Source organism: Streptomyces sp. NPDC127595 (assembly GCF_042671685.1).
Taxonomy (GTDB): domain Bacteria; phylum Actinomycetota; class Actinomycetes; order Streptomycetales; family Streptomycetaceae; genus Streptomyces.
In genome coordinates, this window is the sequence record NZ_JBHXWK010000023.1 from 33,321 (window position 1) to 58,301 (window position 24,981).

23 protein-coding genes and 1 tRNA gene are annotated in these 24,981 nt (G+C 69.1%); 18 read left to right on the forward strand and 6 right to left on the reverse strand.

The genetic code is table 11. The annotated features are described in order from the left end of the window. The first annotated feature begins 37 nt into the window (after positions 1 to 37). Together nudC and ACFVKT_RS39635 are read left to right on the forward strand one after the other, a co-directional pair. Positions 38 to 985, forward strand: a complete 948-nt coding sequence (gene nudC, locus ACFVKT_RS39630) for an NAD(+) diphosphatase (protein ID WP_385741686.1) — start codon at positions 38 to 40, stop codon at positions 983 to 985. Positions 986 to 1,099: 114 nt separating this feature from the next. After that, complete coding sequence (locus ACFVKT_RS39635; protein ID WP_385741689.1) at positions 1,100 to 1,936, forward strand: M55 family metallopeptidase; 837 nt, start codon at positions 1,100 to 1,102, stop codon at positions 1,934 to 1,936. A 66-nt stretch (positions 1,937 to 2,002) separates the two neighbouring features. Here the strand turns inward: ACFVKT_RS39635 and ACFVKT_RS39640 are convergent, their stop codons facing one another. After that, positions 2,003 to 2,260: a glutaredoxin domain-containing protein gene (locus ACFVKT_RS39640; RefSeq protein WP_385741692.1), complete on the reverse strand. Its 258-nt coding sequence runs from the start codon at positions 2,258 to 2,260 to the stop codon at positions 2,003 to 2,005. Between the two features lie 192 nt (positions 2,261 to 2,452). Here ACFVKT_RS39640 and ACFVKT_RS39645 point away from each other — a divergent pair, with 192 nt between their 5' ends. The 5 genes from ACFVKT_RS39645 (at position 2,453) to ACFVKT_RS39665 (ending at position 6,359) form a co-directional block, all read left to right on the forward strand. Further along, entirely contained in the window at positions 2,453 to 4,648 is a 2,196-nt protein-coding gene (locus ACFVKT_RS39645; RefSeq protein WP_385741695.1) for an ATP-dependent DNA helicase UvrD2, read from the forward strand. Between the two features lie 164 nt (positions 4,649 to 4,812). Beyond that, positions 4,813 to 5,136, forward strand: coding sequence for a hypothetical protein (locus tag ACFVKT_RS39650; protein WP_385741698.1), 324 nt, complete (start codon positions 4,813 to 4,815; stop codon positions 5,134 to 5,136). 173 nt (positions 5,137 to 5,309) lie between these two features. Continuing rightward, entirely contained in the window at positions 5,310 to 5,675 is a 366-nt protein-coding gene (locus ACFVKT_RS39655; RefSeq protein ID WP_385741701.1) for a WhiB family transcriptional regulator, read from the forward strand. Beyond that, a complete protein-coding gene (locus ACFVKT_RS39660; RefSeq protein ID WP_385741704.1) occupies positions 5,672 to 5,995 on the forward strand; it encodes a hypothetical protein in 324 nt (107 codons plus the stop codon). Before ACFVKT_RS39655 ends, ACFVKT_RS39660 begins: the two co-directional genes overlap by 4 nt. 139 nt (positions 5,996 to 6,134) lie before the next feature. Further along, the gene (locus tag ACFVKT_RS39665; protein ID WP_385741707.1) at positions 6,135 to 6,359 is read left to right on the forward strand and encodes a hypothetical protein; all 225 of its coding nucleotides are present in this window, start codon (positions 6,135 to 6,137) and stop codon (positions 6,357 to 6,359) included. A gap of 11 nt (positions 6,360 to 6,370) precedes the next feature. Here ACFVKT_RS39665 and ACFVKT_RS39670 read toward each other — a convergent pair whose 3' ends face one another. Both ACFVKT_RS39670 and ACFVKT_RS39675 read right to left on the reverse strand, forming a co-directional pair. Beyond that, on the reverse strand, positions 6,371 to 7,732 hold the full coding sequence (locus ACFVKT_RS39670) for an ABC1 kinase family protein (protein ID WP_385741710.1): 1,362 nt from the start codon (positions 7,730 to 7,732) through the stop codon (positions 6,371 to 6,373). Next, positions 7,725 to 8,906: a TOMM precursor leader peptide-binding protein gene (locus ACFVKT_RS39675; protein WP_385741712.1), complete on the reverse strand. Its 1,182-nt coding sequence runs from the start codon at positions 8,904 to 8,906 to the stop codon at positions 7,725 to 7,727. The genes ACFVKT_RS39670 and ACFVKT_RS39675 overlap by 8 nt, the downstream gene beginning before the upstream one ends. A gap of 218 nt (positions 8,907 to 9,124) precedes the next feature. Here ACFVKT_RS39675 and ACFVKT_RS39680 point away from each other — a divergent pair, with 218 nt between their 5' ends. From ACFVKT_RS39680 to ACFVKT_RS39695, 4 genes are all read left to right on the forward strand, one after another. Beyond that, entirely contained in the window at positions 9,125 to 9,721 is a 597-nt protein-coding gene (locus tag ACFVKT_RS39680) for a M48 family metallopeptidase (RefSeq protein WP_385741715.1), read from the forward strand. A 147-nt stretch (positions 9,722 to 9,868) separates the two neighbouring features. Further along, positions 9,869 to 11,587 (forward strand): TerD family protein, encoded by a 1,719-nt coding sequence (locus tag ACFVKT_RS39685; protein WP_385741718.1) that lies wholly within the window; start codon positions 9,869 to 9,871, stop codon positions 11,585 to 11,587. Positions 11,588 to 11,598: 11 nt separating this feature from the next. Then, a complete protein-coding gene (locus tag ACFVKT_RS39690) occupies positions 11,599 to 12,279 on the forward strand; it encodes an AIM24 family protein (protein ID WP_266832316.1) in 681 nt (226 codons plus the stop codon). A 16-nt stretch (positions 12,280 to 12,295) separates the two neighbouring features. Then, entirely contained in the window at positions 12,296 to 13,051 is a 756-nt protein-coding gene (locus tag ACFVKT_RS39695) for an AIM24 family protein (protein ID WP_385741721.1), read from the forward strand. Positions 13,052 to 13,109: 58 nt separating this feature from the next. Here ACFVKT_RS39695 and ACFVKT_RS39700 read toward each other — a convergent pair whose 3' ends face one another. Both ACFVKT_RS39700 and ACFVKT_RS39705 read right to left on the reverse strand, forming a co-directional pair. Further along, positions 13,110 to 13,631 (reverse strand): NUDIX hydrolase, encoded by a 522-nt coding sequence (locus ACFVKT_RS39700; RefSeq protein ID WP_385741724.1) that lies wholly within the window; start codon positions 13,629 to 13,631, stop codon positions 13,110 to 13,112. Beyond that, complete coding sequence (locus tag ACFVKT_RS39705) at positions 13,628 to 15,091, reverse strand: zinc-dependent metalloprotease (protein WP_385741727.1); 1,464 nt, start codon at positions 15,089 to 15,091, stop codon at positions 13,628 to 13,630. Before ACFVKT_RS39705 ends, ACFVKT_RS39700 begins: the two co-directional genes overlap by 4 nt. 194 nt (positions 15,092 to 15,285) lie before the next feature. Here ACFVKT_RS39705 and ACFVKT_RS39710 point away from each other — a divergent pair, with 194 nt between their 5' ends. From ACFVKT_RS39710 to ACFVKT_RS39725, 4 genes are all read left to right on the forward strand, one after another. Beyond that, a complete protein-coding gene (locus ACFVKT_RS39710; RefSeq protein ID WP_385741730.1) occupies positions 15,286 to 16,398 on the forward strand; it encodes an SDR family oxidoreductase in 1,113 nt (370 codons plus the stop codon). Between the two features lie 333 nt (positions 16,399 to 16,731). Beyond that, on the forward strand, positions 16,732 to 17,193 hold the full coding sequence (locus ACFVKT_RS39715) for a molybdenum cofactor biosynthesis protein MoaE (RefSeq protein ID WP_385741732.1): 462 nt from the start codon (positions 16,732 to 16,734) through the stop codon (positions 17,191 to 17,193). Between the two features lie 165 nt (positions 17,194 to 17,358). After that, complete coding sequence (locus ACFVKT_RS39720) at positions 17,359 to 17,745, forward strand: hypothetical protein (protein WP_385741753.1); 387 nt, start codon at positions 17,359 to 17,361, stop codon at positions 17,743 to 17,745. Between the two features lie 105 nt (positions 17,746 to 17,850). Beyond that, positions 17,851 to 18,945 (forward strand): PDZ domain-containing protein, encoded by a 1,095-nt coding sequence (locus ACFVKT_RS39725; RefSeq protein WP_385741735.1) that lies wholly within the window; start codon positions 17,851 to 17,853, stop codon positions 18,943 to 18,945. 9 nt (positions 18,946 to 18,954) lie between these two features. Here ACFVKT_RS39725 and ACFVKT_RS39730 read toward each other — a convergent pair whose 3' ends face one another. Beyond that, entirely contained in the window at positions 18,955 to 19,497 is a 543-nt protein-coding gene (locus ACFVKT_RS39730) for a PPA1309 family protein (RefSeq protein WP_385741738.1), read from the reverse strand. A gap of 164 nt (positions 19,498 to 19,661) precedes the next feature. Here ACFVKT_RS39730 and ACFVKT_RS39735 point away from each other — a divergent pair, with 164 nt between their 5' ends. From ACFVKT_RS39735 to ACFVKT_RS39745, 3 genes are all read left to right on the forward strand, one after another. Further along, entirely contained in the window at positions 19,662 to 22,598 is a 2,937-nt protein-coding gene (locus ACFVKT_RS39735) for a UPF0182 family protein (protein WP_385741750.1), read from the forward strand. Positions 22,599 to 22,641: 43 nt separating this feature from the next. Then, positions 22,642 to 22,715 (forward strand) — tRNA-Met (locus ACFVKT_RS39740). A 241-nt stretch (positions 22,716 to 22,956) separates the two neighbouring features. Continuing rightward, on the forward strand, positions 22,957 to 24,771 hold the full coding sequence (locus ACFVKT_RS39745) for a tetratricopeptide repeat protein (protein ID WP_385741741.1): 1,815 nt from the start codon (positions 22,957 to 22,959) through the stop codon (positions 24,769 to 24,771). Positions 24,772 to 24,981 lie beyond the last annotated feature (210 nt).

Sequence of the window (24,981 nt, forward strand, 5' to 3'; positions counted from 1 at the left end):
CGAAATATCCGTTACACCGGGGGAGTTGGAAGCACCCGTGACCACCTGGACCAATCACAGCGCCGACCGTCCCATCTCGCTCACCGCCCCGAGCGGCATCGACCGGGCCGCCCACCACCGGCTCGACGAGGCCTGGCTCGCCGCGGCGTGGAGCCACCCCACCACCCGCGCCTTCGTGGTCTCCGGCGGCCAGGTCCTGATCGACGAGAGGGCGGACGGCACCACCGAACTGGTGATGACCCCCTCCTTCGAGGCGCCGCTCACCGAGGCACACCGCTACTTCCTGGGCACCGACGACGACGGTGTGAGCTATTTCGCACTCCAGAAGGACGCGCTTCCCGGCCGCATCGATCAGTCGGCGCGCTCGGCAGGCCTGCGCGAGGCGGGACTCCTGCTGTCTCCCCGCGACGCGGGCCTCATGGTGCACGCGGTCGCCCTGGAGAACTGGCAGCGGCTCCACCGCTTCTGCTCGCGCTGCGGTGAACGCACCGTCATCGCGGCAGCCGGCCACATCCGCCGCTGCCCGGCCTGCGGCGCCGAGCACTACCCGCGCACCGACCCGGCCGTGATCATGGCTGTCACGGACGACGAGGACCGCATCCTGCTCGGCCGTCAGGTGCACTGGCCCGAGGGCCGCTTCTCGACACTCGCGGGCTTCGTCGAGCCCGGTGAGTCCATCGAGCAGTCGGTGCGCCGAGAGGTCTTCGAAGAGGCCGGTATCACGGTCGGCGAGGTCGAGTACGTCGCCAGCCAGCCCTGGCCGTTCCCCTCCAGCCTCATGCTGGGCTTCATGGCCCGCGCCCGGTCGTCCGAGATCAACGTCGACGGCGAGGAGATCGAAGAGGCCCGCTGGTTCTCCCGCGAAGACCTGCGGGCCGCCTTCGAGTCCGGGGAGGTACTGCCTCCCTATGGGATCTCGATTGCGGCCCGACTGATCGAGCTCTGGTACGGCAAGCCCCTGCCGACCCGGGGATCAGCCACCTGACATCCACCGGACGGTCGGCTGCCCGGCGTTGGGTGCACGTCCGTACTCCGCCATGATGACGGTGTTGTGATCATCGGGTTCTCGGTGGTCGGGGGGCAGAGCGGAGGCAGTGGCGTGCAGGTGTACATCAGCGCTGACATGGAGGGCGTCACCGGATTGGTGGGCGCCCAGGACGTGCAGGTCGGCGGGCAGGACTACCAGCACGGTCGGGCCATGATGACCGAGGACGTGAACGCGGCCGTGCGTGGTGCGCTCGTGGCTGGTGCCACGAGGGTTCTGGTGAACGACGCACACAGCTCTATGCGGAACCTGCTTTCGGATCAGGTCCACCCTGAGGCGGAGCTGGTCAGGGGCAGGCCCAAGCGGATGGGGATGCTCGAAGGCCTTGACGGTGACTTCGACGCGGTCCTGTGTGTCGGCTACCACTCACGTGCCGGTGCCCTGGGCGTGCTCAGCCACAGCTACATGGGCCACGAGATCGAGGACATGTGGTTGGACGGCCGGCCCATGGGGGAGATCGGATTCGCGCATGCCACGGCCGCCGCGCTGGGGGTGCCCGTGGTGATGCTTTCCGGCGATGACGCAGCCTGCGATGAGGCAACAGCGTGGGACGCCCGGGTCGTCACAGCTCCGGTCAAGTACGCCAGGGATCGCTTCAGCGCCCGGCTGAGGCCTGCAATCGAAGCGCGTGAGGCGATCGAGGAAGCCGCCACCGAAGGAGTGCGTCGTGCCGGCACTCGCCCACGGCCGCCCCGCACGGAAGCCGCAGCGACCTTGGCGGTGCGTTGGCAGTCGGCCACCGTTGCCAGCCAACTCGAAGCGATTCCCGGAGTCAGCCTGCGCGACTCGCGCACCGTCGAGGTGGCCGGGTCCGTTCCGCAGCTTTACCGGCTCTTCGGTGTCTTCATGCGAGTAGCGGCGTCACTGACGGACCAGCAGCCGTACTGCTGAGCGGCCGGACGGAGACGAGACCCGCGCCCGTGGTCCTCGGGCGGGGCCTCGTGCGCGTACTGCGGGTCAGGCGCCGAGCGCCTGCTTCACCTGGGCAAGGCTCGGGTTCGTCATGACGACCTCAGCCCCACCGCTGGCGGGAATTACCAGAAGAGTCGGAACCGTCTGGTTTCCGCCGTTCGCCTTCTCCACGAACGCCGCCGACTGCGGGTCCTGCTCGATGTTGATCTCCTCGTACGTGATGCCCTCGCGGTCCATCTGGCTCTTCAGCCGACGGCAGTAGCCGCACCACGTGGTGCTGTACATCGTCACAGTGCCCGGCATGTCGATTGCGCTCCTTTACGGCGGCGGGATGCGTGGTCGCGTCAGAGGAACGTTCGCGACACGGCCGCCATTCCCGCCGGGATACCTCGGGTACCCCGGCGGGACGCAACGCCTGCGGCATTAGTACGACTGCGGGTGCCCCCTGTGGACAACTCGGCTCACCCGTCCCCGGCGACCTGGCAGCATGGCGGGGTGACAGCAGCAACGCACTCCACACTCTTCCCGCAGGTTCCGGACACGGCCGACGCGGTGCTCGACGGGCTGGACCCCGAGCAGCGCGAGGTCGCCACCGCCCTGCACGGACCGGTGTGCGTGCTGGCGGGCGCCGGCACGGGCAAGACACGGGCAATCACCCACCGCATCGCCTACGGGGTGCGCGCGGGCATTCTCCAGCCCTCCACCGTGCTGGCCGTCACGTTCACCAACCGTGCCGCAGGTGAGATGCGAGGCCGGCTCAGGCAGCTCGGCGCAGGCGGCGTCCAGGCCCGGACGTTCCACTCGGCCGCGCTGCGCCAGCTCCAGTACTTCTGGCCGAAAGCGGTCGGCGGCACCCTGCCCCGGCTTGTCGACCGCAAGATCCAGCTCGTCGCCGACGCGGCGGCCGCCTGCCGCATCCGCCTCGACCGGGGCGAACTGCGAGACGTCACCGCCGAGATCGAGTGGTCCAAGGTCACCCAGACCATCCCCGCCGACTACGCGGCCGCCGCCGCCAAAGCCGGTCGCGAAGCCCCCCGCAACCCGGCCGAGATCGCCCAGCTCTACAGGACCTACGAAGACCTCAAGCGCGACCGAGGGGTCATCGACTTCGAGGACGTCCTGCTGCTGACGGTCGCCGTCCTTCAGGACCGCCACGACATCGCCGAACAGGTCCGCGCCCAGTACCAGCACTTCGTGGTCGACGAGTACCAGGACGTCAGCCCCCTCCAGCAGCGCCTGCTGGACCTGTGGCTCGGCGAGCGCGACAGCCTCTGTGTCGTCGGGGACGCCAGCCAGACGATCTATTCGTTCACCGGTGCAACTCCTGACCACCTTCTCGACTTCCGTACCCGCCACCCCGGAGCCACCGTCGTCAAGCTCGTTCGCGACTACCGCTCCTCGCCCCAGGTGGTCCACCTCGCCAACGGCCTGCTCGCCCAGGCCCGTGGCCGGGCCGCCGAACACCGCCTGGAGCTGATCTCCCAGCGGTCCCCGGGTCCCGAGCCCGTCTACGCCGAGTACCCGGACGAGCCCGCCGAGGCCGAGGGTGCCGCCCGTCGCATCCGCGACCTCATCGCGTCCGGCGTTCCCGCGGGCGAGATCGCGATTCTCTTCCGTACGAACTCGCAGTCCGAGCTCTTTGAACAGGCGCTCGCCGACGCCGGTGTGCCCTACCAGTTGCGCGGCGCCGAGCGGTTCTTCGACCGCCCCGAAGTGCGCAAGGCCGGCACCGCCCTGCGCGCCGCGGCCCGGTTCGGAGGCAACGACTCGCTCCTCGACGACGTCATCGACCTGCCCTCACAGGTCCGTGCGGTGCTGTCGGGCGAAGGGTGGACCAACCAGCCCCCTGCCGGCTCCGGTGCGGTCAGAGAGCGCTGGGAATCGCTGGCCGCCCTCGTCCACCTCGCCCACGACTTCGCCGCGGCCAAGGAAGGCGCCACCCTCGGGGATCTGGTGGCAGAGCTCGACGAGCGCGCGAGCGCTCAGCACGCTCCGACCGTCCAGGGCGTCACCCTCGCCTCCCTGCACTCCGCCAAGGGACTGGAGTGGGACGTCGTGTTCCTGGTCGCCGTCGCCGAGGGCATGATGCCGATCACCTACGCAAAGACCGACGAACAGATCGAGGAGGAACGCCGCCTCCTCTACGTCGGCGTAACCCGCGCAAGAGAACACCTCTGTGTCTCCTGGGCGCTGTCCCGCTCACCCGGCGGCAGACCCAGCCGACGGCCCAGCCGCTTCCTCGACGGGCTGCGCCCCGGCTCGGCCGCCGCGGCGGCCCGGAGCGGCGGCGGAGGCCCGGGAGGTATCGAGCGAGGTATCGGGAGCAGCGGTGGCACAGTCGTGCGGCGGTCGGTCCGGACCCCTGCCCGCTGCCGGGTCTGCGGCCGCACCCTGACCGACGCCGGTGAGATGAAACTGATGCGCTGCGAGGACTGTCCCTCCGACATGGACGAGGGCCTCTACGAGCGGTTGCGGGAGTGGCGGGCGGTGCAGGCGCAGCGCATTGGGCAGCCCGCGTTCTGCGTCTTCACCGACAAGACGCTGATGGCCATCGCGGAGACCGTGCCCGACGACGCGGGCGAGCTTGCTCGGATCCCTGGCGTCGGAGTCCGCAAGCTGAACCGCTTCGGCACCGATGTTCTGGCCATCTGCGCAGGTCAAGATGTTGGAGAGGGCGGCGAGAGCGACTGATACGAACTCGTCGAAAAAATAGTTTGCGCATGCCCCAGCAATCCCCATAGGTTCTTAACACGGAACGGCGGCCTTCTCCGAGGCCCTGGTTCCGTGCTGTACTTAATAACCGTCGGACCGGCTCACCCCCGGTCCCCCTAGACGCCGAGAGGAGGCGATTCCACGTGATCAGCATCAGCGAGAGCTTCAACAGCACCGTCAAAATGACCGATCTCTCGGTCGCCTCCACCTGCCTGCTCGGCGTCTCGAACCTGGGCACCGGTCTGTCCGGCAATCCTGCCGTCCGTCCGGCGTCCTCCGTGTCTCTCGCGGGTCTTCCCATCCGTGAGCGCAATGAGCGACCGATCCAGGCACTGGAAGCAGCAGTAGTGGCAGAGGCGCGTGCCTATGCCTTTGCGGCAGCCGGTGCCGGATTCCTGAAGCAGACGAAGCAGCACCACACGATGTGGGCCTTCCGTGGGCCTGAACCCTGGAGTGATCCAGCCTGATTCTGATCAGGCCGGCGCCTTCAGGGCCGCGGAACCCCACCCGGGATCCGCGGCCCTTCTGTTTGTCCCCAACCGGGGACGGCGGAGCGAAGGGGCCTCGGGAAATGAAAAGAACCCGGTACCAGCCGCCAACCGGCCAACCGGCCGGCACGACCAGACGAGGAAGACGAACCGTGCAACTCGAAGCGCACGCCCCGTCCGTACCGCCTTCCGAAACGATCTCGCCCGGCCTCACGGAGGACTCCACCTTGATCCCGCTCACTGCGCTCACCGCGCTCGACGACGCCATCGAGAACCTCGGCGTACCCGTCCCCTGCCGTTCCTACGACCCGGAGGTCTTCTTCGCCGAGTCGCCGGCCGATGTCGAGTACGCCAAGTCGCTCTGCCGCACCTGCCCGCTGGTCGAGGCCTGCCTCGCCGGAGCCAAGGAGCGGCGTGAGCCCTGGGGCGTCTGGGGTGGCGAGCTCTTCGTCCAGGGTGTCGTCGTGGCCCGCAAGCGGCCGCGTGGCCGCCCGCGCAAGAACCCGGTCGCGGCATGAACATCCGAGGAACGATCGACCGCCCCCTGACGAACGACCCCAAGAAACAGGCCCCGATGAAGCCGTCCACCAGCGAGCCCGCCGGCTCCGCGATCCCAGACTTCACCATCACCGACGCGAGGGACTCGCGTCAGAACAGGACCCGAGAGATGCAACTCATTCCAGAAGCCCTGGCTCGTGCGCATATGCACGAGCGACTGCACGAGGCCGAGCGGGAACGCCGGGCTTTGCGCCTGGCCACCGCCCGCCGGATGCAGCGTCGTGCCGAGCGCGCCTCGATGCGTGCCCGGCGTGCGCTGGCCATGGCGGTCATGCAGTAGCCGACGGCAGTCGCAGGCATAGCAGCAGGAAGTAACTCCTCGCGGGGGTCGGTCCGTCCGGACCGGCCCCCGCAGTGCGTCCGGCCCCCCTGGTGCGTTGCGTCCGGCGAACCGTCGGTCACGGCGATATCGTCGCCGGGTGACGAGTCTTCCCGGGGACAGTGACAGCACCGGCTCAGCGCAGCGGCCCGACGTTGCCGAGGCCGAGCACATCGTGTGCGCTCGCTGCGGCACCTCGGCCGATGGTCCCCGGCTGACGTGGACCTGTTCCGTGGAGAACGGCAGCCGTCACTACTTCTGCGACGGCTGCGCGCGTACGCATCTGAGGGCGATCGAGGGGCGGCTGGACTCCGCTTGGTGGTGAGCCGTGCCTCGTCAGGCTTCGGCAGCCCGCTCGCTCTCGGCCAACTCCTCCTCCGGCAGGAAACCGGGCAGCCACTCCTCCAGTTCATCGCGTAGGCGGACCGTCGCGCCCAGTTGGCACAGGACACCGATGGTGCTGAGGGTCACGCGGTGTATCAGGAGATACGACGGCGGCAGGTTGAGCTGCTTGCCCAGCTGGTGGGCGGGGGAGCGGGGGTCGCCCACGCGGGCGGCCTGGCTGCGCATCCAGCCTCGGGTGAAGGTGAACTCGTCCGCCCGGGCCGGTTCGATGATCGGCACGAGATAGTCCAGGACCGCGTCGGGTTCGAGATCGATGGACTCCTTGACGAAGCCCTCCTCGCAGAGCAGCTCGTAGACCGCCTCGGCCTCTCCGTCGAGCGTCATGCGGAGGGACTCGCCGATCGTTGAGGGCAGGCCGCCGGGGAGGCGGTCCACCGTGCCGAAATCCAGGACGCCCAGACGCCAGCCGCTCTTCTCGTCCGGCAGAAGACGGAAGTTGCCCGGGTGCGGATCGGCGTGCAGCAGTCCGGTGCGGGCCGGGCCCGAGAAGAGGAAGCGGGCCAGCAGCTGGCCAGCGCGGTCCCGCTGTTCCTGGGTGCCGTTGGCGATCACCTCCGACATGGGTATGCCGTCGATCCATTCGGTCACCAGAATCTGGTCGCACTGGTGGACCACTGCCGGTACCAGGACATCCGGGTCGCCCGCGAACTCTGCAGCATGGGTCTCCTGGGCCTGCGCCTCCAGTCCGTAGTCGAGCTCCTCGGACACCCGGTCGCGCAGCTCCGCGATGAGCGGCTTGATGTCCATTCCCGGGATCAGGGGACCCAGGAGCCTTGCGAACCGGCTGAGCTGGGTCAGATCGGACAGCAGGGCCTCGCCCGCTCCGGGGTACTGCACCTTCACCGCGACCTCTCGGCCGTCATGCCAGACCGCGTGGTGCACCTGGCCGATGGAGGCCGCCGCGGACGGTTTGTCCTCGAACTCGAGGAACAGCTCGGACCACTCCTTACCGAGCCGCTCCTCCAGTACGGAGTGCACGGTGCGGGTCGGCATCGGAGGCGCCGCCTCCTGGAGCTTCGTCAGCGCCGCGCGATAGGGTCCCGCGACCTCTTCGGGCAGCGCCGACTCGAAGACGGACAGTGCCTGCCCGAACTTCATCGCACCGCCCTTGAGCTCACCGAGCACCTTGAACAACTGCTCGGCCGTGCGCTGCTGCAACTCGCGGCCGACGATCTCCGCCGACTTCCCGCCGATCCGTTTGCCGAGCCCCCAGGTAGCCCGCCCGGCGAAGCCGAGTGGCAGCGCGGCGAGTTTGGCCGTACGGGTGACTGCCTTCCGAGGAAGATCAGACATGCGCCCTCCAATTACCGGACAGCCGAGCCGCGTACGGCTGTTGCTCCGCCATTGTCTCGTGCGGCTCCCCGTCTTCCGAGGTGCGCTCCCCCTTCTTACCTTTCTCCGCTGCGCCGCACAGACATGCGGGGTGTGGCCAGACCGGCCTCGCGTTCCAGTCGAACCCCGGTACGGACGCCTCCCAGCGTGCCCCGGCACTGGAAGGCAGCTCCCCGTCGAGATAGGCCAGCGCATGACCCGCGGCCATTCCGGCGACCCCGGCCGCCAGGGCGAGGTCGCACGCCGGGACCTGGCGCTGCTGCCCGGAACGCCACTGCGCGACCAGGCGTGGCCAGGTCGGATCACGGTCGGCGCGCCCCTGGTCCAGACAGCCGGCGCAGCCCGTGTCGCCCGGCAGCACCAGGGGGCCGACGACCCCTGTGCCCTCCACGACGCCCGCGTACAGATGTGGTGTTCCCGAGGTGATCAACGGCTCGGCGGCCACCGGATCGGGCGCGTGGACGGCGAGACCGTCTCGTGGCGTGAGGATCACCAGCGACAGTCCGATTTCCTCCGCGTCCGCGGGGGTCCGTGGGGGGCGATCCGGTGACGCTCGGCGTACCGCCCGCCGGGCGGCTTCCTCCCGGCGTTCGCCGATGGACTCGGCGGGCAGCCCGCCCGGCGCGACGTCCCACGGTTCGACGGAGCCGCTGTCGCGGACATCGACCTCGCCCACGCCCGCGCCGGCGAGCAGTGAGGCCAGGATCACTCCCACCCGGCCGGCACCCCGCACCTGTACGCGCAGTGAGCGGCGGGCGGCCAGCCGTTTCATACCCTCGCCCGGTTCGGGAGCGACGAGGGAGAGGGACGCGAGGTCGGGGCGCAGCCGGTCGAGGACCGCCTTCTTCTTACGCAGGGTGTCCGCCGCCGGGCCGCCTCCGGTGCTGTCGTCCAGCAAGCCGGATCGGGCGAGCCGGTCCAGCAGCCCGTCGACATGCCCGTCGGGAAAACCCATCCTGCGCCCTTCCTCGCGGAGGAGCGGCAGCCCGCGTGTCCCGTTGAGGAGGTCGAGGAAGCTGCCTGTCGCCGTGTCGACCGGGCCAAGGATTATCGCGTGCGCGGGCGCCATCCCGAACTGGACGGTGTTGAGATCTCGCCAGCCGCGCCGCAGCGCGGGCTTCACGATCGGATGCATGACCTACCCCCGTACTCCGTGGATCGTCCCCGTGTGCCGGCCGGTGTGGGTCCCGCTTCGCCGACCGAATGCCAGCATGCCCTTCGCGGTCCGAGGGTGCCGAAAGTTATCCACAGGCAGCGGTATACGTCGTACAAATCGAGCGCACAGGGTGCGGATCGGCATCGAACCGTCTCGGGGACGGGACTTCCCCCATGTGCAGCGGGTAACGTCGAGGCGTGCCCGCCGACCCACTGCACCGCGCCGGAAACCCACAGCGCAGTACGACGAGCCCGCCGCCGAGCGGCTCGGGGGCGAGCGCGATCGAGGTCCGCAGGAGCGCGCGAAGGCGCAGAACGGTCTCCGCGTACCGCGAGGGCGATCGCACCATTGTGCTCATCCCCGCCCGGATGTCCGAGGCGGAAGAACAGCGCTGGGTGACCGTCATGCTCGACAAACTGGCCGCCCAGGAGAAGAAGAGGGTGCCCTGTGACGCCGAGCTGACCGAGCGCGCCGCGCGTCTGTCGGGTCAGTACTTCGACGGGCGGGCGCGGCCCACCTCGGTTCGCTGGGTCACCAACCAGAACACGCGCTGGGGGTCATGCACACCGGCCGAGGGCAGCATCCGCCTGTCGCACCGGTTGCAGGGCATGCCCGAGTACGTCGTCGACTACGTACTCGTCCATGAACTCGCACACCTGCTCGTGCCCGGTCATGGGCCCCGCTTCTGGCGGCTCCTGGAGGCGTATCCGCGTACGGAGCGTGCTCGCGGCTACCTCGAAGGGGTGGTGGCCGCCGATCGGCTGCCCCATCCGCCCGCCACGCGCGAGGATTGAGGGGCCGGCCCACACGCGCCGAAGCCGGCCCGTCCGCACCGAAGGGGCCGTTGTGTACCGGGTCTGTACCGGCTCCCTCCACTGTCAGAGTTTGCCGTTAGCCTGGCGCGACGCACTTGCATTCGGGATGGGGGACGGTCGTTACGCATGGCCAGGGAATTCCAACGCGGCCACAAGGCCAAGATCAGTGACCTCACCGCGGGCACCGATCTGTACGTAGGTGTGCAGATTGCCGGCCCCGGGCTGACCTTCGACATCAGTTGCTTCGGTCTGGACGCCGACGAACGGCTCTCGGACGATCAGTACTTCGTCTTCTTCAACCAGCCGAAGTCCCCTGAGGAGTCCATTCAGCTCCTCGGCGCCCAGGCGGGTGACACCGAGTCCTTCCGGGTCACGCTCGACCGGATCCCGGCGAAGATCCAGAAACTGTCGTTCACCGCGACCCTCGACGGCGCCGGGCAGATGTCCCAGATCGCCCCCGGATATCTCCGGATCGTCGCGGGTGGCGAGGAGGTGGCCCGGTACCCGTTCAGCGGCGCCGAGTTCTCCACGGAACGTGCAGTGATGCTGGGCGACTTCTACTTGAAGGATGTCTGGCGGTTCGCAGCCGTGGGACAGGGCTTCGACGGCGGCCTCGACGCGCTGCTGAAGAACTTCGGCGGCGAGGTCGCCGAGGAGGAGCCCGCCGCGCAGCCGCCGCAGGCCGCCGCCGCACCGTCCTTCGCGCCACCGGCCCAGGCCACCGCACCCCCCGCGTTCGGCGCGCCGAGCACACCGGCACCCGTGCCGCAGCCCGCCGCACAGGGCTTTGCGCCGCCCTCGGGAACCACACCGCCGCCTGCCCCGGCGCCCGCACCCTCGGTGCACGCGGCACCGACCATCGTCGCGCCGCTGCACACTCCGCCGGGCGGAAATGTGCCGCCGCCGGGTCCCGCACCGTATGTGCAGCCGCCGGGGCAGCCCGGTCCGCCGCCGGGTTACGGCCAGCAGCCTCCCGGCCAGTCGGCTCCGCCACCTCCCGGCTACGGTCAGCAGGCCCCGCCCGCACCCCCGGGCTACGGCCAGCAGGCTCCCACCGCACCCCCCGGCTACGGTCAGCAGCCGCCGTACGGCCAGGTCCCGGGGCAGATTCCGGCGCAGATTCCCGGGCAGCCGGGTGCGCCCTCCCCGTACGGGATTCCCCAGGGAGCCCCACAGGGCGGTGCCGGGGTGTCCGCCGCGTTGCAGGCCTTCAAGGAGACGCCCACCGGGCAGCGCTGGACCCAGCAGAACAAGAAGATGGTCCGTGTCGACCTCGGCGCGGGCGGTGACCAGGCCGTCCTGGCGCGCCAGGGCAGCATGGTGCTCTACCAGGGCAAGGTCGACTTCAGCTACAAGGGAGCCGGCTTCGCCGGGCGGATCGTGGGCAACGCGACCGGCCAGGAGATGCAGCTGATGCGCTGTTCGGGCCGCGGTCAGGTGTTCCTCGCCGAGAACGGCTCCCATGTGCACCCCATCGAACTCCAGGGCGACGGAATCTGTGTGTCCGCCGAAAGCGTCCTCGCCTTCGACGAGACGCTTCAGTACGAGGTCCGCAGGATCGAGGGGCACGGCATCCCCGGGGGTGCGCTGTTCACGATGCAGTTCCAGGGGACCGGCACGATCGTCGTGAAGACCCACGGTGCACCCGTCGTCCTGCCCGTCACGCCCACGACCTTCGCCGACTGCAACGCGGTCGTCGCCTGGTCCGCGGCCTCCCAGGTGATCGTCTCCAGCCAGGTACGGATGCGCCGGAACGCCTATCCGGGCGACACCGGGGAGAGCGTGAACCTGCAGTTCCGCGGCGCGCCCGGCAATTTCATCGTCGTCCAGCCGTACGAGGTCTGAGGGAGCCCGTCATGAACCAGCCACTCTCGGGCTTCGCCCCGGCACCCGTGACCGCCCGCATGGAGAACCACGGCAACCACATGCTGAAGGTCGCTATGCAGACCGGAAACGACCTCCTCGCGCGCGTGGGGTCGATGGTCGCCTACGAAGGGTTCGTGCAGTACGAGCCCAACCCGCCCGCCGTACGCCAGATCGCCCGCGACTGGGCCACCGGCGAGGGCGCGCCTTTGATGAAGGCCTCCGGTGACGGCCTGCTCTACCTCGCCGACTACGGGGCGAACGTCGTCGTCATCAACCTCAACGGGGACGCGATCTCTGTCAACGCGACGAACCTGCTCGCCTTCGACGCCCACCTCACCTGGGGCGTCGAGCGCGTGAAGGGACTCGCCAAGTTCGCCGGACAGGGCCTGTGGAACACGAAGATCTCCGGGCAGGGCTGGGTCGCGCTGACCTCCCGGGGCAAGCCGATCGTCGTCGACTGCGGCGGCGGTGAGGACGAGACGTACGTCGACCCGGACGCGCTCGTCGCCTGGTCCCCGAACCTCAAGGTGAAGGGCAAGCGCAGCTTCAAGGCGCAGTCGCTGATCGGACGCGGCAGCGGCGAGGCCTTCCAGATGGCGTTCTCCGGGCAGGGCATCGTCGTCGTCCAGCCCAGCGAGGACAGCACCGACCGTCTCCGAGTCCGGGGCTGAGGGGGAGCAGGACATCATGCAGAGCCCGCTTTTCGGCTACAACGAACAGCAGACCCAGGAGCGCTACAGCCTGCAGAACTCGCAGATGCTGCGCGTCGTCCTGGAGGGCCACGACGACATCCTCGCGCGCAAGGGCACCATGGTCGCGTACCAGGGGCTCGTCGAGTTCGACGCCGAGTACCAGAGCAGCAACCAGCAGCGGTCACGCGCGTACACCGGCGAGGGTCTCGACCTGATGCGCTGCCACGGGCAGGGGACCGTCTATCTGGCGAACCTCGCCCAGCACGTGCACGTGGTCGACGTGGACCAGGACGGCCTCACCGTCGACAGCAGCTACGTACTGGCAATGGACTCCTCGCTGCACCACGAGGTCATCGCCGTGGACAGCCAGTACGGCATCTCCGGCTCAGGCAAGTACCAGCTCAACATCACGGGGCGCGGCAAGGTCGCGCTGATGACCTCCGGGATGCCGCTGCTGATGCAGGTCACGCCCGACAAGTACGTCAACTGCGACGCCGACGCGATCGTGGCGTGGTCCACGAGCCTGCGGGTGCAGATGCAAGCCCAGACGCACTCCTCTGGAGTGTTCCGGCGCCGTGGCAACACGGGCGAGGGCTGGGAGCTCAGCTTCCTGGGGCAGGGCTACGCGCTCGTCCAGCCCAGCGAGCTGCTGCCGCCGCAGAACGCCGTGATCGGCCAGGGGGTGCGGGCCCAGTACGGCATGGGGCAGCAGGGGGCGCACGCGCAGAACCAGGGCAACGCCTGGAGCTGAGCGTCCAGAAGGCAGACGTTGTAAGGGGCGACCGCAATGGCGGTCGCCCCTTACCCGTTCACAGTCGGGGGCGGATCGCTTCCAGGAGTCGTACGACCGACTCGTCGGCCACGCCGGCGACCTCCTCGTACTCGAACCAGCGCAGGTCGAGCGACTCGTCGCTGATCTCCTGCACGGCTCCCGGCGGGGCCACGACCGCGTACTGGACGTCGAAATGGCTGTGGCACGGCGGCGGGATCGGATGACGGTGGAGCCGCACCGGACCGCCGGGGAGCAGTTCGAGAGCTGCGATGCCCGACTCCTCCGTCGCCTCGCGCAGAGCCGCAGCCTCCAGAGTGGTGTCCTGCGGCTCGCAGTGACCACCCATCTGGAGCCACATGCGTAGCTTCTTGTGGAGGGTCAGCAGTACGCGGCCGTGCTCGGGATCGATCACGAGGGCGCTCGCCGTGATGTGCCCTGCGGTGCAGGCCTTCCACATGCCGTCCGGATGCGCCGCCAGATGGTCCAGGTACGCCTGGCGCAGCTCTTCCTGGTCCTCGTAGCTCTTGAATACGAGGACCGCGTCGTCGTACAGGCTCACTCGGCGTCGTCGCCCTTGGCGTCGCCCTTGTCGTCGTCCTTCTTCAGGTTCGGCTTCTCGCCGGAGCCGGAGCCGGAGCCGGAGCCGGAGCCGTCAGCCGCCTCGCCGAGCATCTTGTCGATCTCGGAGAAGTCCAGCTGCTCGCGGTGCACGAAGCCGTCCGGGTCGTCCAGGTCGGAGGCGGTGGGAAGCATGTCCGGGTGGGCCCACAGGCCGTCACGCCCGTCGACGCCGCGAGCGTCGGTGAGCGAGGCCCACAGGCGGGAGGCGTCCCGCAGACGGCGCGGGCGCAGCTCCAGGCCGATCAGCGTGGCGAAGGTCTGCTCGGCGGGACCGCCCGAGGCACGACGGCGGCGCAGCGTCTCCCGCAGCGCGTCAGCGGACGTCAGACGCGGCTTGGCGGCCGCGTGCACGACCGCGTCCACCCAGCCCTCGACCAGCGCGAGAGCCGTCTCCAGACGGGCCAGCGCGGCCTTCTGCTCCGGAGTGTCCTCCGGCTGGAACATGCCCTGCTGGAGCGCGTTCTGCAGCTCCTCCGGGTTCTGCGGGTCGAACTGGCCGACCACGTCCTCCAGCTTGGCCGTGTCGACCTTGATCCCGCGCGCGTAGCCCTCGACAGCGCCGAACAGGTGAGAGCGCAGCCACGGCACGTGCGAGAAGAGGCGCTGATGGGCGGCCTCGCGCAGGGCGATGTAGAGCCGCACCTCCTCCTGGGGGACGCCCAGGTCCTTGCCGAACGACTCGATGTTCAGCGGCAGCAGCGCGGCCTTGCCGGCCGGGCCGAGCGGCAGGCCGATGTCACTCGAACCGACGACCTCGCCCGCGAGCACGCCCACGGCCTGCCCGATCTGCGTACCGAACATGGCGCCGCCCATCGAGCGCATCATGCCGATGAGCGGGCCCGCCATGGCCTGCATCTCCTCCGGCAGGACCTCGCCCATGGCCGCGCCGACGCGCTCGGCGACCGGGTCGACGAGCTCCTTCCACACCGGCAGGGTCGCCTCGACCCACTCCGCGCGGCTCCAGGCCACGGCGGAGCCCGCGCCGGACGGCAGCGAGGTCGCGTCGTCCAGCCACAGGTCGGCCAGGCGCACGGCCTCCTGGACCGCGGTGCGCTCGGCGGGGCCGACGCTCGCGTCCTTGGTGCCGTCAGAGGTGCCCTGGGAGACCGTCTGGCGGGCGATCTGCTTGGCCATGTCCCAATTCACCGGGCCGCCCTCGTACGAGAGCATCTGGCCCAGCTGCTGGAACGCGGCGCCCAGGTCATTGGGGTTCAAGGAACCGAACATGGCTGCGAGCGGATTGTCGGCGCCGGGGCCGCCGGCTCCGGGGAATCCCCCGAAACCGAACGGGTTGGCCGGTCCCTGACCACCGCCGCTCTCCTGGTCCTTCTTCTTGCCCTCGTCGCCGTTCTCCGGCTCCTCCGGCGGAAGGCCGAATCCGAATGGGGTGTCACTCACGGGATTCCTCGGCTGGTAAGGCCGCCGGTTCGTTCCCCGACGGCGGCTTGCCCGACAACACCACCCAGCGTAGACACCTCAGCCCGATCGGGCCTCGGTGCTTCGCCGACTCTCCGCCTGCGGCAGGATGGATGCCACCTGGTACGCACGCGTCACGCGCGTCCGTTACTGAAGACAACCGCTGGAGACGCCCGGTGAGTTCCCCAGATCCACAGGTTCGCGCAGCGCGAAACCACTCAACCAGCCCGGCAGCGCGCGGGCCCGTCGTCGCGGTCACCGGCGCCGCGTCCGGTGTGGGTGCGCTGCTCACCGAGCGGCTCGCCGCCAGCGAGGGGATCAAGCAGGTCATCGCCATCGACGAGCGGCGCGGGGAGTGCGCGGCCGCCCAGTGGCACATCCTGGACGTCCGCGACCCGGTGATCGCCGAGAAGCTGCGCGGAGCGGACGTCGTCGTGCACCTCGCTCTCGACCTCGATCTGGAGTCGGACGCGGCGGCCCGGACGGCGTACAACGTGCGGGGGACGCAGACCGTGCTCACGGCTGCTGCCGCGGCCGGGGTGCACAGGGTGGTGCTGTGCACCTCCGCGATGGTCTACGGGGCGCTGCCCGACAACGAACTGCCCCTCTCCGAAGACGCCGAACTGCGGGCGACCGCCGAGGCCACGGGCGTGGGTGACCTCCTGGAGATCGAGCGGCTCGCGCGACGGGCGCCGCGCGCGCATCCAGGACTCAATGTCACCGTCGTACGACCCGCTGTGCTGGTCGGCGGTACCGACACCGCTCTGACCAGGTACTTCGAGTCGCCTCGGCTGCTTGTGGTGGCGGGGTCGCGGCCCGCTTGGCAGTTCTGTCACGTCGAGGACCTGTGCAGTGCTCTGGAGTACGCCGTCGTGGAGAAGGTGGAGGGGGAGCTGGCCGTCGGGTGTGACGGGTGGCTGGAGCAGGAGGAGGTCGAGGAGCTGAGCGGGATCCGGCGGATGGAGCTGCCGTCGGCGGTCGCTCTGGGCGCGGCTGCTCGGCTGCACCGGATCGGGCTCACCCCCTCGCCTGCCGGCGATCTGGCTTACACGATGTATCCGTGGGTGGTGAGTGGGAGCCGGCTGCATGACGCCGGGTGGCGGCCTCGGTGGAGCAACGAGGAGGTCCTCGCGGAGCTGCTGGAGGAGGTCGCCGGGCGGCACACCGTGGTGGGGCGGCGGCTTGGGCGCAAGGATGCGACTGCGGCGGGGGCCGCGGGGGCGACGGTGGCGTTGTTGGGGGCGGCCGCGGTGGTGCGGCGGGCGCGGAAGGCTCGGCGGCGGATCTGAGGTCTGGGCCTGGGGTGGGCCCACGCGTGGTCATGGCACCCTCTGGCCGTGCCGGCGTAGCGGCGGGTTTTCGCCCCCTCCGCCCCTTCCCGTCCCGTTTCCGGGGGCTGCCGCCCCCAGGCCGCCGCTTCGGCCTGGACGGCCTCGTCCTCAAACGCCGGACGGGCTGAGAGATCTCCAGCGCCGGACGCGCTGAAAGATCTCCGGTGCCGGACGGGCTGAAGGAACTCCAGCACCGGACGGGCTGAAAGATCTCCAGCGCTGGACGGGCTGAAAGATCTCCAGCGCCGGACGGTATTCCTCGGTGTCGGTGGGGTGCGGCACGATGGGCGTATGGCACCTACCTATGACCATCCCGGTGAGCAGGGCGCGCAGGATCCTATTCGGCTGCTTGCGATTCGTGAGGAACCGTTGTCCCTGGACGAGGTTTTCCGGGCCGTGGGGGATGACGCCGCCGGGGGGACCGCGTTGTTCGTGGGGACGGTGCGGAATCATGACGGGGGCGCCGACGTCGATGAGCTGGGCTATTCGTGTCACCCGAGTGCCGAGGCGGAGATGCGGCGGGTCGCCGAGAAGGTGGTCGCCGAGTACCCGGTGCGTGCGCTGGCCGCCGTCCACCGGATCGGGGACCTGGGCGTCGGGGATCTCGCTGTCGTCGTCGCCGTGTCGTGCCCGCACCGGGGCGAGGCCTTCGAGGCGTGCCGCAAGCTCATTGACGACCTGAAGCACGAAGTGCCGATCTGGAAGCACCAGAAGTTCTCGGACGGCACGGAGGAGTGGGTGGGGGCCTGCTGAGGGTTCACCGAAGTCGTTGGCCCGAGTTCGCCGGCCGAGTTCGTTCACCGGCGTGTCATCCGCCCTCCGGTTGCGTAACCGACCCCCGGGCATGAGCGTTGACAGTGCTGATGGTTAATCTGCTGATCAGTCAGTTGCGGTCGCTCATGGGGTTGGGAGGTCGGCATGGCGGCGCTCGCCTGGTTGCTGATTCCGCTTTTGGCTGCGATCGGTGCCGGACTTTGGGGTAGTTGGGCCAGCCGGAACCGCAAGACCGCGGGAGACGGCATCGAGCTCGACGGTTACGCACGCTTCCGCGCGGCCATGGAGAGGCCCGAGGCCGTGGGCAGGTACGAGGTTGTGGAGAGGCCCGGCATCACCAAAACGTCGGTGGCTGTCACCAAGACGTCGGTGGCTGTCACCAAGACGTCCGCGGCTGCCACCAAGACGTCCGCGGCTGTCGGCAAGGCGTCGATGGCTGTCACCAAGACGCCGGTGGTTGTCGTCAAGACGCCCGTCGCTGTCGCCAAGACGTCCGTGGCCCTGGAGAAGTCTTCCTCCGACGTCGTCTGACGCTGCGCTCCGGGCCGCGGGCTCCGGGGTCCGCAGGTCGATGCGGGGGCCCCGTACGGACGGCCCCGACGGTGCGTTGACAGTGCCGTCCCGTAATGTCGTGGCATGCCACGCCGCACCGCGACGATGCTCGCCTCCACCCTGATCCTGATCGCGCTCCTGTGCGCGGGAGTGTTCATCAAAGTGCCGTACTCGGAGATGTCGCCGGGCCCGACCGTGAACACCTTGGGCGATCACGACGGCGAGCCCGTGCTGCAGATCACCGGACACAAGACCTACCCGGCCACCGGGAATCTCAATATGACGACCGTCCGGGTCACCAGCGCCGACTACAACATGAACCTCGTCGAAGCGGTCTACGGCTGGCTGGCGCACGACAACAAGGTGGTCCCGCACGACACGCTCTACCCCGACGGCAAGACGGAGGAGCAGTCGACGCAGGAGAACGCCGAGGAGTTCAGCCAGTCCCAGGAGAGTGCCAAGGTCGCGGCCCTCGAGGAGCTGAACATCCCGGTGCAGTCCTGGGTGATCGTCTCCACGGTCGTCAAGGACTCCCCGGCCGAGGGCAGGCTGCACGCCGGAGACGTGATCAAGGCTGTCGACGGTACGGCGGTGAAGGTGCCCGACGACGTCGCGAAACTGGTCACCAAGCACAAGCCGGGCGAGAAGGTCGTCTTCACGATCGTGCCCGCCAAGGCTCAGGCCGCCGCCGAGAAGGAGAACAAGACGGCGACCGAGACCGAGGACATCACGCTCACCACCAAGGAGTCCGACGACGACGGTGAGTCCCGTGCCATCGTCGGCATCTCGGCCGGGACCGACCACACCTTCCCGTTCACCATCGACATCAAGCTCGCCGATGTCGGCGGACCGAGCGCGGGGCTGATGTTCGCGCTCGGCATCGTGGACAAGCTCACCCCGGGCAACCTCACCGGCGGCAAGTTCGTCGCCGGCACCGGCACCATCGACGACGCCGGCAAGGTCGGCCCGATCGGCGGCATCGAGATGAAGACGGTCGGCGCACGGGAGAAGGGCGCCCAGTACTTCCTGACGCCCGCGGACAACTGCGCGGACGCCGCCAAGGACACCCCCAAGGGGCTCACGCTCGTCAAGGTGAAAACCATCGACGACGCGATGAGCGCCCTCAAGGACATCAGCTCCGGCAAGACGGCCGACCTGACGGAGTGCACGACCAAGTAGTCCGAAGGACTACTCCGCGAAGGTCGCCGACAGCGCCTCCGCCAGTCCCGGCACCAGTCCCGAACCCGTGAGCACCTCCGTCGGGGCGTCCTTCTCCCGCAGGCGCAGCGCGGAGTCGCGGGTGCCGTCGCGCAGCACGCCGACCGTCATGCGTACCTCCTGACGGTCCGGGTGCTCAGCGACCCACTTCGTGAGCTTCTTGTCGCTGAGGCCCTCCGGGACGGACGCCTCGGCGGACGGCGGCAGCATCAGCCGCTCCACGGTGAGCGCACAGCCGACCACGGCGTCCGGCCAGGCGATGGTGCCGAGGAACTCGTCCAGCGGCTTGTCGGCAGGGATCTCGTCCTGCTCGATGGGGGTGAGACCGGTGGTTTCCTGCTCGTCCTGCAGACCGAGCTGGGCCGCGAGGCCGGGTTCCTGGGTCCGCAGCCGAGCGGTGTCTACGAGGGCGAAGAGGCGAGCGGGCTGGTCCCAGCCGAGGCCGGAGGCGTACTCGTCGATCTCGAGTACGGCCCGGGTGAGCGGGCTCGCTGCCATGGGAGTGTTGGACATGGTCACAATCCTGCCTCGTTAGTACCCGGAAACGGGAACCGAGTAAAGCGTGAGTAAGTTGCATAGATGAGGCCCCACGATCACGGAGCCTGACGAATGGTCCACGATCACGGGGACCTGACGGACCAACAGCGAACTTCGAGGTGCGCACCTTGGCTTTCCAGATGCCGGACCGCGGCGGAGGCCCGACGGGGCCACGGATCAGAGTGGGCCGACCGTCCCGGCGTGTCCGGACCCTGCTCATGACACTGGGCGTGCTGGCCGCACTGGCCATGGCCTTCGTCATGTTCGCGGGGTTCTGGACGGACTGGCTCTGGTACCGATCGGTCCATTACTCGTCCGTCTTCACGACCACACTGTGGACGAAAATCGGGCTGTTCTTTGTCTTCGGTCTCCTCATGGCGGCCTCGGTCGGTGTGAACATCTGGCTGGCGCACCGGCTGCGCCCGCCGCTGAGTGCCATGTCGATGGAGCAGCAGAGCCTCGACCGGTACCGGATGGGGATCGCGCCGTACAAGAGGTGGTTGCTCCTCGGGATCACGTCCCTGGTGGGTCTCATCGCCGGCGCGTCCGCCTCGGGCCAGTGGCGTACGTGGCTGATGTGGGTGAACGGAGTTCCCTTCAACCAGAAGGACCCCCAGTTCGGCCTCGACATCTCCTTCTACACCTTCAACCTGCCCTGGTACCGCTTCCTGCTCGGCTTCGGCTTCGCCGCCACGGTGCTCTCGCTGATCGCGGCCGCGCTCACGCACTATCTGTACGGGGGGCTGCGCGTCACCAGCCCCGGGGCGCGTGCCACGGCCGCCGCCACCGGTCATCTCTCGGTGCTGCTGGGCCTCTTCGTCGCGCTGAAGGCGGTTGCCTACTGGCTCGACCGGTACGGACTCGCGGTGAAGTCCAGTGACTTCAAGGCGACCGACAACTGGACGGGCCTCAGGTACGTCGACGCCAACGCGTATCTGCCGGCCAAGACGATCCTTTTCTGCATCGCCGTCATCTGCGCGCTGCTGTTCTTCGCCACCCTGTGGCGGCGCACCTGGCAGCTGCCCGTCATCGGCTTCGGTCTGATGGTGCTCTCCGCGATCCTCATCGGCGGCCTGTACCCGGCGATCGTCCAGAAGTTCCAGGTCCAGCCGAACGAACAGGCCAAGGAAGCGCCGTACGTCGCGAAGAACCTCAAGGCGACCCGGGAGGCCTACGGGATCCAGGACACAGAGGTCACGGACTACGCGGGCACGAGCGAGACCAAGGACACGACCAAGCTGCGCGAGGACGCCGACACCACGGCGAGCATCCGCCTGCTGGACCCGAACATCGTCTCGCCGGCGTTCCAGCAGTTGCAGCAGATGAAGAACTACTACGCGTTCCCGACCAACCTGGATGTCGACCGGTACACGGTGGACGGCACGGACCAGGACACGGTCATCGGGCTGCGCGAGCTGAACCTCGCAGGCATTCCGAAGAACAACTGGATCAACGACCACTTCCGTTACACACACGGATACGGCGTGGTCGCCGCCAAGGGCACCACGGCGACCTCCGGCGGCCAGCCCGTCTTCACCGAGTCCGACCTGCCGTCGCAGGGTGACCTCGGCACGTACGAGCAGCGGGTCTACTACGGCGAGAAGACCACGCAGTACTCGATCGTCGGCGGTCCCCAGAAGGAGATCGACTACTCCGACGACGACGGCGAGAAGACCACCAGCTACACGGGCAAGAGCGGGGTCAACCTCTCGAACCCGATCAACCGGGCCGCGTACGCGGTGGCGTTCAGTGAGCCGCAGATCCTCTACTCGGGCGCGATCGGCGATGGTTCGCGGATTCTCTACAACCGCACGCCCAAGGACCGTGTCGAGGCGGTGGCCCCCTGGCTGACCATCGACGGCGACGCCTACCCGGCCGTGGTCGACGGGAAGATCCAGTGGATCGTCGACGCGTACACGACCACCAACGGGTATCCGTACGCCTCCCGCACCACCCTGGGCGACACGACGGCGGACTCGCTGACCGCGACCAACAACCAGCGCGCGGTGGTCGCCCAGCAGAACCAGGTCAACTACATCCGCAACTCGGTGAAGGCGACCGTCGACGCTTACACCGGAGAGGTCAAGCTCTACCAGTGGGACACCGAGGATCCGGTCCTGAAGACCTGGATGAAGGCGTTCCCGAACACGGTGGAGCCCAGGTCCGACATCTCGGCCTCGCTGATGGCCCATCTCCGGTACCCGCAGGACCTCTTCAAGGTCCAGCGTGAGCTGCTGACCCGCTACCACGTGAAGGACGCGGACACCTTCCTCAGCGGCAGTGAGGTGTGGCAGGTGCCGGACGACCCGACCAACAAGTCGGGCGACGCGGTCCCGCCGTACTACCTGAGCATGGAGATGCCCGGAGAGACGGAGCAGGCGTTCTCGCTGACGACGACGCTCACGCCGAACGGCCGGGACAACCTGAGCGCCTTCATGTCGGTCAACGCCGAGGCGGGCACCCCTGATTACGGCAAGATCAGAATTCTGAAACTGCCGACCAGCGAACCGGTCGACGGGCCCAAACAGGTCCAGAGCCAGTTCAACTCCCAGCCGACCATCGCCGAGTCCATCAGACTTCTGCAGGGCGGTGACTCCGAAGTCGAGTACGGCAACCTGCTGACGGTGCCACTCGACGGAGGACTGCTCTATGTGGAGCCCGTCTACGTACGCGGCGGTGGACTCAAGTTCCCGCTGCTCCGCAAGGTGTTGGTCAGCTACGGAGGCAAGACCGCCTTCGAGAACACCCTCGACGTAGCGCTCAACAAGGTCCTGGGGACAGAGGGTTCGACCACCGAGCCACCACCACCGGACGAAACCACCGAGCCACCGCCGACTTCGAACAACCCGACGGTCCAACAGGCGCTCAACGACGCCCAGAAGGCCTTCGACGCCGGACAGGAAGCTCTCCAGAAGGGCGACTGGGAGGCGTACGGCGTGGCTCAGAAGGATCTTGAGGATGCGCTGAAGCGGGCCGAGGAAGCGCAGGCCAAGGCCGACGAGACCAGCGGTGGCAGCGGCAGCAGTCCGAGTCCGAGCAGCAGCCCGAGCAGTAGCGCGAGTCCTGGCGGCGACTGAGGCAGGGGCCACCCCGCGCCGTGGTACGGTTGCAACACAACGGCGCGGGGTGGAGCAGCTCGGTAGCTCGCTGGGCTCATAACCCAGAGGTCGCAGGTTCAAATCCTGTCCCCGCTACTGAAAATCGAAGGCCCGGATCCTGATCAAGGATCCGGGCCTTCGACGTATGTGGCTACGTCTGCGGTGACGCGCGAGGCTTCCGTGGTGACCTGGCGACTCCGGCGAAGTGCTGCTCCAAACGGGGGCAGTTGGAAAATCTGTGTTTGACTTGTCTCTCTGTGGGCATGTCGACAAAACGCTGAAGTGACCTCACTGGCTGCGGTATACCAGGTGTACCCAGGTTGCAGGTGGTGCGACGATGGACGTTATGGGGGACAAGGCAACTCTGTTGGATACAGGGCGTTTTGTGCAGCCTTCCGACCGGGACGAAACCGGCGAGGCTGTCGAGGAAGCACGCCAACGGCTCGCCGCGGAAGGCGGCGATGTCGAGGCGATGAGTGTCCTCGGAGCGATGCTGCTGCGCCGCGGTGATCTCGACGGAGCCGAGCCGCAGCTGCGCGCTGCCACGGCAGCCGGTGACCGCGCGGCCGCCAACAACCTGGGTGTCCTCCTGCACCAGCGCGGGTACGCCGAAGACGCCGCCGGCTGGTGGCGGATCGCCGCCGTCGCGGGCTCCGCGGCCGCCGCGCACGCCCTCGGCCGTCACCACCGCGAGCGCGGTGACGAGCCCGCCGCCGAGTACTGGCTGCGTCAGTCCGCCGAGCAGGGGCACGCGCTGGGCGCGTACGCGCTCGCGGATCTGCTGGAGCACCGCGCCGACGTGGGCGCGGAGCAGTGGATGCGGGCCGCCGCCGAGCGCGGGCACCGCGAGGCCGCGTACCGGCTGGCGCGGGCCCTCGACCGCAAGGTCGTGGACTCGGGCCGGGCCAGGGCCGACAACGGCGTCATCGGCGCCGGCGGTGAAGAGGCCGAGCAGTGGTACCGGCAGGCCGCCGCGCGCGGGCACCGGCGGGCCGCGCTGCATCTCGGCGCGATCCTGGAGAAGCGCGGCCAGCTCAAGGAGGCGGGGCGCTGGTATCTGACGTCCGCCAAGGACGGCGAGGCGCGGGCCGCCTGCGCGCTCGGCTTCCTGCTGCGGGACGCGGGCGACCCCGACAGTGCCGCCGTGTGGTGGCTGCGGGCCGCCCAGGACGGCGACGGGAACGCCGCCAACGCCCTGGGCGCGCTGCACGCCGAGCGCGGCGAGACGCAGACCGCCGAGCGGTGGTACCGCGCCGCGATGGACGCAGGCGATGTGAACGGCGCGTACAACCTCGGGCTGCTCTGCGCCGAACAGGGGCGGACCGCGCAGGCCGAGCAGTGGTACCGGCGTGCCGCCTACGCCGGTCATCGCGAGGCGGCGAACGCGCTCGCCATCCTGCTGCTCCAGGTCGGCGACGCGGCCGGGGCCCAGCCGTGGTTCTCCAAGGCCGCGGAGGCCGGGAGCGTGGACGCCGCGTTCAATCTGGGGATCCTGCATGCCGGGCGGGGGACTGCGGACGACGACGAGGCGGCGCTGCGCTGGTACGAGCGGGCCGCTGCCGCCGGGCACACCGAGGCGGCGCTTCAGGTGGCCATCGCGCGGCTGCGGGAGGGCGACGAGCGGGAGGCCGAGCGGCATCTGAGGGGTGCGGCGGGTGGCGGCAGTGCGGAGGCGGCGTACCGGCTTGCCGCCGTGCTCGATGCTCGGCGGCCGCCGCTGCCCGCGCATGAGCTGGGGGAGCCCGCGCAGGAGAAGAGCGAGTGCGAGGAGTGGTACGAGCGGGCGGCGTCCCAGGGGCACCGGCGGGCGCAGGTGCGGGTCGGCATGCTGGCCGCCGCGCGGGGTGATGTGGTCGAGGCGGCGCGGTGGTACCGCGAGGCCGCGGAGGCCGGGTCGCGTAACGGCGCGTTCAATCTCGGGCTGCTGCTCGCTCGGGAGGGGAGTGAGCCGGAGGCCGCGGTGTGGTGGGAGCGGGCCGCTGACGCGGGGCATGGGCGGGCGGCGCTTCGGCTCGCGCTGGTGTATGCGCGGGGCGGGGAGCTTGCCGAGGGGCAGCGGTGGGCCGACCGGGCGGTGTCTCTTGGGCCCGCTGAGGTTTCCGAGCGGGCGGCCCGGTTGCGGGATGCGTTGCGGGAGGAGTTGTCGGCGTGACGCGTTGCACTGGGCTGGGACGGTGCTCTGCGTGATGTTGCACTGGGCTGGGACGGCTCTGCGTGGCGTTGCACTGGGCTGGGACGGCTCTGCGTGGCGTTGCACTGGGCTGGGGCGGCTCTGCGTGGCGTTGCACTGGGCTGGGGCGGCTCTGCGTGGCGTTGCACTGGGCTGGGGCGGCTCTGCGTGGCGTTGCACTGGGCTGGGGCG